General features: G+C 73.3%; 13 protein-coding genes. 12 read left to right on the top strand and 1 reads right to left on the bottom strand.

What is annotated here, in order from left to right; genetic code table 11:
• Position 1: 1 nt before the first annotated feature.
• Genes ACQ860_RS07985 through ACQ860_RS07950 form a run of 8 tightly spaced genes read left to right on the top strand, consistent with a single transcriptional unit; the run spans position 2 to position 7628 of the window.
• Positions 2 to 457: a Na+/H+ antiporter subunit E gene (locus tag ACQ860_RS07985; protein WP_431302855.1), complete on the top strand. Its 456-nt coding sequence runs from the start codon at positions 2 to 4 to the stop codon at positions 455 to 457.
• A complete protein-coding gene (locus tag ACQ860_RS07980; RefSeq protein ID WP_431302854.1) occupies positions 450 to 710 on the top strand; it encodes a monovalent cation/H+ antiporter complex subunit F in 261 nt (86 codons plus the stop codon). Before ACQ860_RS07985 ends, ACQ860_RS07980 begins: the two co-directional genes overlap by 8 nt.
• A complete protein-coding gene (locus ACQ860_RS07975) occupies positions 707 to 1000 on the top strand; it encodes a monovalent cation/H(+) antiporter subunit G (protein ID WP_431302853.1) in 294 nt (97 codons plus the stop codon). The genes ACQ860_RS07980 and ACQ860_RS07975 overlap by 4 nt, the downstream gene beginning before the upstream one ends.
• Before the next feature lie 5 nt (positions 1001 to 1005).
• Complete coding sequence (locus ACQ860_RS07970; protein ID WP_431305734.1) at positions 1006 to 1935, top strand: hydrogenase subunit MbhD domain-containing protein; 930 nt, start codon at positions 1006 to 1008, stop codon at positions 1933 to 1935.
• Positions 1932 to 2219, top strand: a complete 288-nt coding sequence (locus tag ACQ860_RS07965; RefSeq protein ID WP_431302852.1) for an NADH-quinone oxidoreductase subunit K — start codon at positions 1932 to 1934, stop codon at positions 2217 to 2219. The genes ACQ860_RS07970 and ACQ860_RS07965 overlap by 4 nt, the downstream gene beginning before the upstream one ends.
• Entirely contained in the window at positions 2219 to 3694 is a 1476-nt protein-coding gene (locus tag ACQ860_RS07960; RefSeq protein ID WP_431302851.1) for a complex I subunit 5 family protein, read from the top strand. Before ACQ860_RS07965 ends, ACQ860_RS07960 begins: the two co-directional genes overlap by 1 nt.
• Complete coding sequence (locus ACQ860_RS07955; protein WP_431302850.1) at positions 3691 to 5289, top strand: proton-conducting transporter membrane subunit; 1599 nt, start codon at positions 3691 to 3693, stop codon at positions 5287 to 5289. The genes ACQ860_RS07960 and ACQ860_RS07955 overlap by 4 nt, the downstream gene beginning before the upstream one ends.
• Positions 5286 to 7628, top strand: coding sequence for an AsmA family protein (locus tag ACQ860_RS07950; protein WP_431302849.1), 2343 nt, complete (start codon positions 5286 to 5288; stop codon positions 7626 to 7628). The genes ACQ860_RS07955 and ACQ860_RS07950 overlap by 4 nt, the downstream gene beginning before the upstream one ends.
• Here ACQ860_RS07950 and glsA read toward each other — a convergent pair.
• A complete protein-coding gene (gene glsA / locus ACQ860_RS07945; protein ID WP_431302848.1) occupies positions 7611 to 8633 on the bottom strand; it encodes a glutaminase A in 1023 nt (340 codons plus the stop codon). The genes ACQ860_RS07950 and glsA overlap by 18 nt on opposite strands.
• 203 nt (positions 8634 to 8836) lie before the next feature.
• Between glsA and ACQ860_RS07940 the strand changes: the two genes are divergently transcribed.
• The 4 genes from ACQ860_RS07940 to ACQ860_RS07925 are packed head-to-tail and all read left to right on the top strand — an operon-like array spanning position 8837 to position 12534.
• Positions 8837 to 9247 (top strand): Rap1a/Tai family immunity protein, encoded by a 411-nt coding sequence (locus ACQ860_RS07940; protein ID WP_431302847.1) that lies wholly within the window; start codon positions 8837 to 8839, stop codon positions 9245 to 9247.
• 16 nt (positions 9248 to 9263) lie between these two features.
• A complete protein-coding gene (locus ACQ860_RS07935) occupies positions 9264 to 9545 on the top strand; it encodes a glycine zipper domain-containing protein (RefSeq protein WP_431302846.1) in 282 nt (93 codons plus the stop codon).
• Positions 9542 to 11293, top strand: coding sequence for a DcaP family trimeric outer membrane transporter (locus tag ACQ860_RS07930; RefSeq protein WP_431302845.1), 1752 nt, complete (start codon positions 9542 to 9544; stop codon positions 11291 to 11293). The genes ACQ860_RS07935 and ACQ860_RS07930 overlap by 4 nt, the downstream gene beginning before the upstream one ends.
• A gap of 41 nt (positions 11294 to 11334) precedes the next feature.
• Positions 11335 to 12534 (top strand): patatin-like phospholipase family protein, encoded by a 1200-nt coding sequence (locus tag ACQ860_RS07925; protein WP_431302844.1) that lies wholly within the window; start codon positions 11335 to 11337, stop codon positions 12532 to 12534.
• The last annotated feature ends 89 nt before the right edge of the window (positions 12535 to 12623 follow it).

Here is a 12623-nt window from a genome sequence, read left to right as displayed (position 1 = left end):
CATGGAGCGTGCCGCCCGCTTCGCGCTGTTTCTCGGCCTCTGGCTGGTGCTGGCGGGCGGGTTTGCGGGGCTGGGCTTCGGGCTGCTGGCGGCGGGCCTGGCCACCTGGGCCAGCGCGATTCTGATGCCGGGGCGGATGCGGCTGGGCGATCCCCTGGCCGCGCTGCGACTGCTGGGCCGCACCGCCGCGCAGACCTTGCTCGCGGGCACCGATATCGCGCGCCGTGCCTTCGACCCGCGTTTGCCTTTGCGGCCTGGGCTGGTGACGCATGCGACAGCGCTGCCGGAAGGCACACCGCGCGACGGCTTCACCGCGCTGGCGAGCCTCGCGCCCGGCGCACTTCCGGCCGGGGTGGAGGGCGATGTGGTGATGGTGCATGCGCTCGACACGCGCCTGCCCGTGGCGCGCGATCTCGCCGCCACCGAGGCGCTCTATGCGCGGGCCGGCCATGGCTGAGGCGCTGCTGCTGGCCGCCGGGCTGATCCTCCTGGCCGTGCTGGCCGGGCTCTGGCGCGCGCTGCGTGGCCCCGGCGCCGCGGACCGCATGATGGCAGCGCAGCTGCTCTGCTCGGGCGGGATCGGTGCCTTGCTGCTGGTGGCCGCCGCCACCGACCTTGCCGGTGTGGTGGATGTGGCGCTGGTACTCGCCCTGCTTGGCGCCTTCGCCTCCGTCGCCTTCGTGCTGGCGGCGCGCGGGCTCGGCCGATGAGCACGCTGCTGACCCTTTTCAGCGGCCTTGCCATCGCGGCGGGCGTCGTCTTCTTCATCGCGGGCAGCGTGGCGCTGCTGCGCTTCCCCGACCCGCTCAGCCGCCTGCATGCGCTGACCAAGGCGGATAGCCTGGGCCTCGGCCTCATCGTGCTGGGGCTGCTGCCCTGGGCGGGGGGGTGGCTGCCTGCGCTGAAGCTCATCCTGGTCTGGGTGCTCGTGCTGCTGGCCGGCGCGACGGCGACGCAGCTCATCGCCGAGCGCCTGCGCCGCGAAGGCCCGCCGCGGTGAGCCTGATGCTGGACCTGATGCTGGCCCTCGCCGTGGTCGGCGTCGCGATCTGGACGTTGGCGGTGCGCGGGAACTTCCCGGCCGTGATCGGCTTCGTCGCCTATGGGCTGCTGCTGGCCCTCGTCTGGGTGCGCCTGGGTGCGGTGGATGTGGCGTTGACCGAGGCGGCGCTGGGGGCTGGGGCCACCGGCGTCATCCTGCTCTTCGCCGTCGTGCGGCTGCGCGGCGGGCGGGCGGAGATTGATGCGGCCACACCCGGCCCGCGCCAGCGCCTGGCCGCCGCCATCCTGTGCGGCGCGGTCGGCCTCGCGCTGGCGGTCGCCGTGCTCGGCCTGCCCGACCCCGCGCCGAGCCAGGCGGCGGCGGTCGCGCGGCATCTGCCGGAGTTGGGCGTCGCCAATCCCATCACCGGCGTGCTCATGGCGTATCGCGGGCTGGACACGCTGCTGGAGGCGGTGGTGCTGGTCTTCGCGGTGCTCGCCATCTGGAGCATGGCGCCGGACCGGCGTTGGGGCACAACACCGGGCCCCCTGTTTCCGGTCCAGTCCAGTGGACCGGTATCCTTGCTGGCGCGGGTGCTGCCGCCCATCGGCATCGTCATCGGCATCTACGTCGCCTGGGTCGGCGCCGATGCACCGGGCGGCAAGTTCCAGGGCGGCACCATCCTGGCGGCCATGGGCATCCTCGCCTGGGTGGCGGGGCTCTGGCGGCTGCCGCCGGTCGCCTCGCGCGGCCTGCGCTGGGTGGTGGTCGCCGGGCCGCTCGCCTTCATCGGCGTGGGGCTGCTGGGCTTCGTGATCGCCGATGGATTCCTCTCCTACCCGCCCACCATCGCCAAGCCGCTGATCCTGCTGATCGAGGCGGCGATGACGCTCTCCGTCGCGGCCGCGCTGGTGCTGATGGTCGCCGGCCCGCCCGAGGGGCGGCGCGCATGACCTACGGCCTCGCCGCCTCGGCGCTGGTGGCGCTCGGCCTCTACGGCCTGGTCACGCAGCCCGCGCTGCTGCGCAAGGTGCTGGCCTTCAACCTGCTGGGCGGCGGCGTCTTCCTGCTGTTCGGCGTGGTGGCGGCGCGCGGCGGCGATCCGGTGCCGCAGGCGCTGGTCATCACGGGCCTCGTCGTCGCCTTCGCGGCGACCGCGCTGGCGCTGGTGCTGGTGCTCCGCCTGTTTCAGATCACGGGTGCCGCCACCATCGCCGAAGACGAGACCAAGCCCTGATGGAGGCGACGCCCGGCGGATTTCTTCTGGTGCTGATGCTCGTGGCCCCCGTCACCGGCCTGCTCATCGGCTTCGCGCAGGGGGGGCGCGCGCCGGAGCGGATCACGCTCTGCCTCGCGCCGCTCGGCGTCACCATGGCGGCGGTGCTGCTGGCGGGCGTGCTGCACGCCCGGGCGCCCGTCGTGGCTTTCGTGGGGGGCTGGGCGCCGCCGCTCGGCCTTGCCCTGCGCGCCGATGGCCTCGCGGCCGCGATGCTGATGACGACGGCGCTGATCATCGCCGCCATCACCCTCTTCGCCCGCGCCGACTACGCGACGGCGCCGGGTGGCACGGAGGCGCGCGCGCCGCTCGCCTTCTGGTGCTTCCTTCTGGCGCTCTGGGCCGCGCTGAACGCGGCCTTCCTGGGCGGCGACCTGTTCAATCTCTTCGTGGCGCTCGAGATGCTGACCTTCGGCGCGCTGGCGCTCGCCTGCCTCGACGGCCGCGCCACGCAGTTCAAGGCGGAACTGCGCTACCTGCTCTTCGCGCTGATCGGCTCGGTGCTCTATCTGCTCGGCACGGCGCTGCTCTACGGCGCCTATGGCACGCTGGACATCCTGCTGCTCTCGCGCGCGGCGCGGGCCGATGCGCCCACCATCGTGGCGGCTTCGCTGATGACGGTGGGCCTGCTCGGCAAGATGGCGCTCTTCCCGCTGCATCTCTGGCTGCCGGCCGCGCATGCGGGCGCGCCGCCGGCGGCCAGCGCGCTGCTCTCGGGCCTGGTCGTGAAGGCCTCCTACGTCCTGCTGCTGCGGCTGTGGTTCTGGGTGATGCCGGCGGCCCTCCTGCTGGCCGTCGCACCCATCCTCGCGCTGCTGGGCGCGGCCGCGATCCTGTTCGGCAGCCTCGTGGCCCTTCGTCAGGCGCGGCTGAAGCTACTGGTGGCGTATTCGACCGTCGCGCAGATCGGCTACCTCTTCCTCATGTTCCCGCTGGTGGCGGGCAGCGCGGCCGAAGTGGCGGAGCGCGCCTGGACCGGCGGCGCGCTGCAGGCCATCAGCCACGCCTTCGCCAAGGCGGCGATGTTCCTGGCGGCCGGCGTCATCGCGCGCGGCATGGGGCATGACCGCATCGCCGAACTGCACGGCGCGGCCCGCGTCGCGCCGCTTTCGGTGCTGGCTTTCGGCCTGGCCGGCCTCTCGCTCATGGGCATCCCGCCGAGCGGCGGCTTCACCGCGAAGTGGCTGCTGCTGCAGGCGGCGCTTTATGCCGGCCAATGGTGGTGGGCGCTGGTCATCGTGGCGGGCGGGCTTCTGACCGGCGGCTATGTCTTCCGTGTGCTGAGCGCCGCCATGCGCGCACCCGCCGCCGGTTTCGCGCCGGCCGCGCCGGTGGATCCGATGCAGGAGCGCGTGGCGCTCGGCCTCGCCATCCTCTCCGTGCTGCTGGGCCTGCTGCCACTCGGCGCCTTCGGGCTGGTGCTGATCGGCCGATGACGAGCCTCGCCCATCTCCTGCTGCTGGCGACCATCCTCACGCCGCTGGCCCTGCTGGCGACGGCCGTCACCGAGCGCGGGCGCGCGCGTCTGCCGGGGCTGCTGGCTTACGCGCCGCTGCCCGGGCTGTGCGCCGCGGTGATCGCCGGCGATGCACCACCGCTGGTGATCTACGCGGATTGGCTGCGTCTCTCGCTCGGCCTCGACGCACCTGGCGCCCTGCTGCTCGGCGTGGCCGCGCTGCTCTGGTCCGCGGCCGGCGCCTATGCCAGCGCCTGCCTGCCGGGGGCCAAGCGCTTCGCCGGCTGGTGGCTGCTGACGCTGGCGGGCAGCCTTGGCGTCTTCGTCGCGGGCGACCTCGTCACCTTCTACTTCGCCTTCGCGCTGGTCAGCCTCGCCGCCTATGGCCTCGTGGTCCATGACGCGACGGCGCGCGCGCGCCGGGCGGGCGCGATCTACCTGGCGCTGGCCGTGCTGGGCGAAGTGTTTCTGCTCTTCGCCTTCGCGCTCTTGGCGGTGAGCATTCCGGGCGAGAGCCTCGCCATCGCCGATGCGGTGGCGGCGCTGCCCAACGCGCCGCTGCGCGACGTGACGATCCTGCTGCTGCTCCTGGGCTTCGGGCTGAAGGCGGGCCTCGTGCCGCTGCATGTCTGGCTGCCCCTCGCGCATCCGGCGGCACCCATGCCGGCTTCGGCGGTGCTGAGCGGCGCCATCATCAAGGCCGGCATCATCGGGCTGATCCGCTTCCTGCCCTTCGAGGGCGGCATCGCGGGCTGGGGCACGGCGCTCGGCGCGCTCGGCCTGCTCACGGCCTTCTATGGCGTGGCGCTCGGCGTCACGCAGCGCAACCCCAAGACGATCCTCGCCTATTCCAGCGTCAGCCAGATGGGCGTGGTGATGGCGGCCTTGGGCTTCGGGCTGGCGGCGGGCGATGCGGGCACGCCGCTCGATGCCGCGCGCTATGCTTCGCACCATGTGCTGGCCAAGGGCGCGCTCTTCCTCGGCGTGGGCGTGGCGCTCGCCACCGGGGCGCGGCGCGCGGCCTGGGTGATGGCGCCCGTGCTGCTGCTGGCGCTGAGCTTCGGCGGGCTGCCCTTCTCGGGCGGGGCGCTGGCAAAGGAGGCGACGAAGGCGCAACTTGGTGCGGGGGTGCTGGGCTGGCTCTCGGCGCTCTCCGCCGCGGGGACCACCATGTTGATGCTGCATTTCGCCGCCCGGCTGCGCGCGGGCTTCGCCGAGTCCAGCGAAGCGCGCGCCGGGCTCGGCCTGATCCTGCCCTTCGCCGTCATGACGGCGGCGGCGCTGCTGCTTCCCTGGTGGCTCTATGCCGCGCCGGTGAACCTATGGCCGGCGCTCTGGCCCGTGCTGCTGGGCGCGTTGGGCTTCCTCGCGCTGCGGGCCTTCGAGGCGCGCCTGCCCCGTCCGCCGGAGGGCGACCTGCTTGTCTTCGCCGAAGCCGCCGCCAGCCGGATCGCCCCCCCGCTGGCCGCCCGCGCCGCGCGGATCGAATCCCGGCTGCGCGCCTGGCCCAGCGCCGGCCTCGCGCTGCTCGGGCTCTTGCTGGCGCTGATCCTCGCCATGGCGCTCGCGGCATGAGGCGCTGGTGGCTCTGGGGCCTGGCCGGCCTGCTGCTGGCCCTGCTGGCAAGCCCCTTCGCGCTGCGCGCCGCCCTGCAGGGCGGTGCCTTCACCGCCTCGCTCGACGCCGCGCTGGAGCGCGCCACCGGGCGCGCGGTCACGCTCGGCCCCATAGCCCTGCGCCTCAGCCTGCCGCCGCAGGTCACGGTGCGGGATGTGCGCGTCGCCAATCTCCCGGGCCTCCAGGCGCCGGATTTCGCCCGCATCGACCAGTTGGCGGTCACGCTCGCCCTGCGCGCGCTGCTGGATGGCCGAGCCGAGATCCTGGACCTACGCCTCGTCGGGGCGGAGCTCTGGCTGGAGCGTGACGCCTCGGGCGCGGCCAATTGGCGCTTCGGCGGTGAGGGCGGTGGCGGCGGCACCATGCCGCCCCTGGTGCGCATCGAATCCTCCCGGCTGCATCCGCCCGATGGTCTGCCTGGGCCGCTCGGCGTGGAGAGCCTCACCATTCGTCGTCCCGCGGCCGGCGTCATCGCGTTGCAGGGGCGCGTGCGTCTGCGCGAGGAGGCGATGCAGGTGGAGGCGAGCCTGGAGGCCGACGCCACCGCCCGCGCCACGCTGGCGGGCGAGGGCTTCAGCCTGGCGGGCCAGGGCCGGGTGGCCGCGAGCTTGGCCGACCCCGCCTGGAACCTCACGCTGACGGCCGAGGTCGCCTCGCCTGCGCGGCTCATGGCGTTGCTCGGCAGTGATGCCGTGCTGCCCGCGCTTGGCCCGCTCAAGGGTTCGGCGCGGCTGGGTCCCGCGGGCAAGCTCTCCGACCTGCGCGTCGAGGCTGGCGCCTCCGAGCCATGGGCCGGCCTCAAGATCGCGCAGGCGGCGCTGACGGCGCCCAGGCTGGACCAGGCGATGACGCTCACGCTCCAGGCTGAGCGCGGCCGCGCGCCCTTGGCGGCGGAGTTCACGCTGCCACCACCGCGCATCGCCTTCACCACCAGCGCGCCCATGCCGGTGACGGCGCGCCTCAGCTTGGGCGCGGCGCGCCTCACTGCACGCGGCGCCTTCACCTGGAGCGACCCGCTGGGCGCGGCCCCCTTCGACGTGACGTTGAACGCGCCGCATCTGGCGCCGCTCGGCCCGCTGCTGGGCGCCGAGCTTCCGGCGCTGCGGCAGGTCGAGGCGCAGGGGCGGCTCTCCCGCGCGGGCCCCGCCGCGCTGCGCTGGGAGGGCGCTCGGTTGAGCGCGACCGGCCTTCAGGCGACGGGCGCCGTCACCATCGGCTGGGGTGCGCGGCCCAGCCTGCAAGGGGCTGTGCAGTTCATCACATTGGATCCGGGCGCGGCCTTTCCCGCCGGCTCGGCGCGGCCGCAGACGCCCGGCCGGGTCATCCCCGACATCGCGCTGCCGGTCGCGGCGCTGCGCGGCTTCGACGCCACGCTCGACCTCACGGCCGAGCGCGTGCAGGCGGCGGGCCTCACCTGGCGGGGCCTGCGCAGCCGCGTGACCCTCGCGGCCGGGAGACTGGAACTGGCGGATTTCGCCGTCACCTCACCGGGCGGGGCGCTGGGTGGGCGGATCGGCTGGGATGTCGCGAGCACGCCGCCGCGCGCCACTCTCGCGCTCCGTTCCGCCGGCCATGGCATCGACTTCGCCGCCATCCGGCGCGAGCTGGGAGCGGGCATCGGCGTGCAGGGCCCGGTGGAGGTGGCGCTCGACCTGCGGGGCGAGGGGATCAGCACGCGAGCCCTGGCGGCGAGCGTGAGCGGTGCGGCCGGCCTGGCCATGGTGGAGGGGCGGCTCTCGCGCGCCGGCATGTTCCAGATCGGGCCGGATCTCACGCGCATCCTGCTGATGGGCCGCGCGCCGCCCGAGGGCGTGGAGATCCGCTGCTTCGCGCTCAGCTTCGCGGCCGAGGCGGGGCTGTTGCGGAGCGAGGCGCTGCTGCTGGAAAGCTCGGCCGGGCGCATCACGGGCAGCCTCGCGGTCAATCTCCGCAACGAGACCCTGGCGGCGCAGCTCCGGCCCGATCTGCGCGTGCTGGGGGCGACCATGCGCGCGCCGGTCGGCATTGGCGGCACGCTGGGGGCACCCCGTGTGGGCGTGGAGCCGGGGCAGGCGCTGGCGCAGCTCGCGGGCGACACGATCGCCAACCGACTGTGGCGCAACAGCACGCTGGAATGGCTGCGTGGCGATTCCGGCGAGCCCGATTGCAACGCGCAGCTGCGCCAGGCGCGGCTCGGCCATGCGGGGCGTGAGGCGGCACCCGCGCCGGCCGTGATCCCCCTCGTGCCGCGCGAATTGCAGGCCCCTGTGCAGGAGGTGTTCCGCGGGCTGGGCGGCCTGCTAGGCGGGCGGCGCTGACGACGCCACCGGCCGCGACGCGAAGAGGTTGAGGCCGAGCCCCTCGGAGAGGAACTTCGTCGCCAATTGCCCGCGCACGCTGTTGCCGGCGGCGTCGAGCGGCGGCGAGAAGACGCCGAGGCCCCCCTTGCCCGGCGCGATGGTGACGATGCCCCCCGCGACGCCGCTCTTGCCCGGCAGCCCCACCGCATATAGCCAGTCGCCCGAATGCTCATAAAGACCGGCCGTCGCCATCACGGCGAGCACGCGCTGGCAGCGATCGGCATCCACCACGCGCTCGCGCGTCACGGGGTTCACGCCGCCATCGGCCAGCGTGGCACCCATCACCGCCATGTCCCGCGCCGTGACGTTCAGCGCGCATTGCCGGGTGTAGAGTTCGGTCGCCTCGTCCGGGTCGGCATAGAGGCGGCCATAGCCGTGCAGCAGCCGCGCGATGCCCTGGTTGCGCTGGTTGGTCGCGGCCTCCGAGGCGTAGACCGCCGCGTCCAGCACGAGGTCGCGCCCGGCGAAGCGTGAGAGACCGTCGCGGATGAAGGCCCATTTCGCCTCGATGCCGGTGCCCGGCACCAGGCTCGTCGTCGCGATGGCGCCGGCATTCACCATGGGGTTCATGGTGCGTTCGGCGTTCAGCTCGATCGCCATGACGGAGTTGAAGGGCAGGCCCGTGGCGTTCACGCCGACGCGCTCGCGCGCGATGCCGCCACCCAGCGCCTCGCAGACCAGCGCGAAGACGAAGGGCTTGGACATGCTCTGGATGGAGAAGGCGTGATCCGCGTCGCCGACGGCGAAGCTGCGGCCATCCACGCCCGCGATGCACAGGCCGAAGAGATTCGGGTCGGCCTGCGCCAGGGCGGGGATATAGTCGGCCAACTGGCCCTCGCGGATGGGGGCGAAGCGCTCCCATGCCTCGCGCACCAGGGCGCGGATCGTCTCGGGCGGCGGCAGGCTGCCGGTTGAGACGGGCATGGCACCCTCCGGCTCCATGCTGTGCAGGCGATGGTCCATGCGTTCCTCCTCTTGGCATGAAAGGCGGATTTCGCGGCGCGTGCCACTGTCGCCCGCGCAAGGAGGGCGCGGCCTGGGACGCAGCGCACGCCCACGGCACGAAATTCCTATTGTTGCGCCCGGGCGCCGCCCTTAGCGTCGATCACGCAAGAATTGCGCGTGATCCGGATCGCGCGCCAGGGACGGAAGGAGGAGACTGCGCCATGCCGGATGCGAAATCTTGGTGGGGAGGCCTCGCGCTGCTGGTCCTGGCCGGCAGTCCTGGCCTGGCGCAGGCGCCCGATCCGCTGCCGCAACTCAGCACCGGCGTGCTTGCGGCGCTGTGCGGCGCGAGCGGCACCGATGCGGATTCGATGACCGCGCAGGGTTACTGCCGCGGCTTCATCGTGGGCGTCGGGCAGTACCACATCGAGATCACGCGGCCGGGCGGCATCATGCCCGCCTTCTGCCTGCCGCAGCCGGCGCCGACGCTGGACTTCGTGCAGAGCTCCTTCGTCGCCTGGGTGGCCGCCAATCCCGACCAGGCGGAGACCAAGGCGGTGGATGGCCTGATGCGCTGGGCCGCCAACACCTATCCCTGCGCGGCGCCCGCCCGGCGCCGTGGCGCGCGCTGACGCGAAAGGACACGCCATGAAGACCCGTCTCCTCGCCCCCGGCCTCCTGCTCCTCGGCCTCGCCGCCTGCGACAGCACGGGGCAGATGACGCCCACCACGCAGCGCGTGGGCGGCGGCGCGGCCGTGGGCGCGCTGACCGGCCTGGCCATCGGCTCCATTTCCGGCAATGCCGGCACGGGCGCCTTGATCGGCGCCGCGGCCGGCGGCGCAGGCGGCTTCGCCTGGGACCAGCACCAGCGTGCGCAGCAGCGTGCCTTCAATCAGGGCGTCGCTGCCGGGCGCGCCTCCTCGCAATGACTTGCGCTGTCGCCCGGCCCCTGGGCGGGGCGACCATCGTGCTCCTGGCGGCGGCCCTTGGCGCGCCGCCGGCGGCGAAGGCCCAAGGGACGGCATCGGGGGCCGACGCCGCCACCATCGCGGAACTCCGCCAGCAGTTGAACGAGATGCGCCGGCGCGACGAGGAGATGCGCCGCCGGATGGAGCAGCTGGAGGCGCTGGTCGCCCGGCAGGCCCGCGCCGCCGCGCCGCCCGCGCGCGCCGCCCGCGCACCGGCCACGCCGCCCGCCGCCACCCAGGCCGATGTCCAGGCCGCGCAGGCCGCCGCGCGGGATGCGCGCGCCGCGGCCGACCAGGCGCAGACCATCCAGCAGAACCTCGCCCGCGCCGCCTTGCCGCCCGCCGGCGGCACGGCGCCCAGCGAGCGCGACGTGCCCGGCCTGCTGCCGCCCGAACCCATGGGCGACCAGACCTCGACCGGCGATGCGCTGCGTTCCGACCTGCCCGGCATCGCCTTCCGCGTCCCCGGCACCGAGACTCAAGTGCGGCTCTACGGCTTCGCCAAGCTCTCCGCCTGGACAGATGCCAATGGCCGCAACCAGACCGACGCGCCATTGCCCGGCGGCATCCCGCTGACCGGCAGCGCCGCCTCCCAGCAGGGCGGCGATTTCGGCATGACGGCGCGGTTCAGCCGCTTCGGCGTGGACACCCGCAGCCTGACCGGCTGGGGCACGCTGGAGACCCGGCTCGAGGGTGACTTCGGCGGCGGCGCGCCGACCTCCTCCAACGCCGTCTTCCGCCTGCGCCAGGCCTGGGGCGAACTGGGCGATGAGCGTTTCCGCGTGCTGGTGGGCCAGGCGAACAGCCTGTGGAACGAGGGCCTCTACGAGACGCTGATCGACGCCACCAACCTCAATCAGTCCTTCATCCGCCAGGCGCAGCTGCGCCTGACGGCGCGCCTCGCCGATGGCCTGACCGGGCAGGTCTCGCTGGAGGCGCCGGACACGCAATACACCTCGGCCGCCGGCGTCTTCACGCCCGGCAGCACGCTGGATGGTGGCGCGAGCCCGGCCTTCAACAACGCGCCCGACGTGCTGGCCCGGCTGAACTACCGCAAGGATGGCCTCGAATTCGGCCTGCGCGGCATGCTGCGGCAATTGCAGATCCGCCCCGCGGGCACCGCCGCCGCGCAGCCCTTCAGCGGGACGACGAGTGCCACGGGTGTCGGCGCCGCGGCGCATGTGCGATTCCCCATGCGCTGGATCTCCGAATCCTTCGGGCCGGATGAACTGCTCGCCCAGGCCTATGTCGGCGAAGGGATGGGGCGCTACTTCGCGGGCAGCACCAATGGGCAGGACGCGCTCTCCAACATCGGCATGCCGGGGCTGACCGGGCGCGTGAGCCTCGACCCCGTGCCGGCCTGGGGGGTGACGGCAGGCTACCGGCGCTTCTGGACGCCGCAGATCCGCAGCAACGTCACATACTCCTTCTCGCGCCAGGATTTCGCGAGCTACGCGCTGGCCTTCGCGCCGGGCTCGGCGGCGGCGACCAGCCTGAACCGTGACATCCAGCAACTCTTCGCCAACATCATCTGGAGCCCCTTCGGCCAGGTGCGGAACGGCGTCTTCGGCTCGGGCTGGCTGGATATTGGCTTCGAGTATCTCTACACCCGGCGCGACCTCTATGGCGGCGCGGCGGCGGCCGGGGCGGGGCAGGCGGGGCATGGCATCGCCAACCGCTTCCTTTTCGCGACGGTCGCCCGCTTCTGAAGTATCCCTCCAGGCGGGTGCGAAGCGTGATGGTTCAGAACTTGCGGTTCCGACCGCTGCGCCGTGCGGCGACGATCCTTCTGGCGGCGTTGCTGATGACCGGCTGCGCGAGCTACCTCCGCCTGGACCCCCCGCCCGCCGCCGAGACCGAGGACATCCCCGTCCTCGGCATCCCCAATGCGCGCTTCTGGTTCGACGCCGACCCGGCGCCGCTGATGCGCGAGGGGCGGATGATGGCCGAGCGCGAGCGGGCCGCCGCGCAGGGCCTGCCGCTCGGCCCGCAGAATTTCCTCGCCCTCTCGGGTGGCGGCGACAACGGCGCCTTCGGAGCGGGCATGATGCTGGGCTGGACGGCCGCCGGCACGCGGCCCCGGTTCAACCTGGTCACGGGCATCTCGGCCGGGGCGCTGATCGCCCCCTTCGCCTTCCTCGGCCCGGATTATGACGAAGCGCTGCGCGATGTCTTCACCGGACAGCGCCCACAGGACATCCTGCTGCTGCCGCACCAGGCCCGGGCGGCCTTCGCCCTCTTCTTCGGCGAGGCCATCGCCGACACCTCGCCGCTCAGCCGCCTCATCGCCCGCCATGCCAATGAGGCGATGCTGGCCGCGATCGCCGCCGAATACGCCAAGGGGCGGCTGCTGCTGATCGGCACCACCAATCTCGACGTGCAGCGCCCGGTGGTCTGGAACATCGGGGCCATCGCGGCGAGCGGGCATCCGGATGCGCTGAGCCTCTTCCGCCGCATCCTGCTCGCTTCCGCCTCCATTCCCGGGGCCTTCCCGCCGGTGCTGGTCGAGGTGCAGCACGAGGGCCGCGTCTTCCAGGAGATGCACGTGGATGGCGGCGCGAGCATGCAGGTCTTCCTCTACCCGCCCTCGGTGAATCCGAGCGGCCAGCGGAGCCAGCGCCCGCGCACCGCCCATGTGATCCGCAACGGGCGGGTGGATGTGGAGGCGAGCCGCACGCCGCGCGGCGTGCTCAGCATCACCCGCCGTTCCGCCGCGACGCTGCTGCACTACAGCGGCCTGGGTGACATCAGCCGCATCCACCTGACCACGCTGCGCGACGGCATCGCCTTTCGCGTGGCCTATATCGGCCGCGAGTTCGACCACCCCCGGCGCGAGCCCTTCGACCCGGCCTATATGCAAGCCCTCTTCGCCTATGGCTTCGAGCGCGGGCGGAGCGGCGACGGCTGGCGGAGCGAGCCCTCCACCGTCGGGATCATGGACACGCCCTGAGGGCTGGGACGCGCGGCCCATGGCCGGGACGCCACGCGCATCCGGCGCTGGCGCCGGCGGGGTAAACTCGGGCAGCATGCATGCGCAAG

The organism is Sediminicoccus sp. BL-A-41-H5 (assembly GCF_050632405.1).
In the GTDB taxonomy this organism is placed as follows: domain Bacteria; phylum Pseudomonadota; class Alphaproteobacteria; order Acetobacterales; family Acetobacteraceae; genus Roseococcus.
The sequence above is the reverse complement of the archived record's forward strand: the minus strand, read 5'-3'. Positions and strand labels throughout refer to the sequence as shown.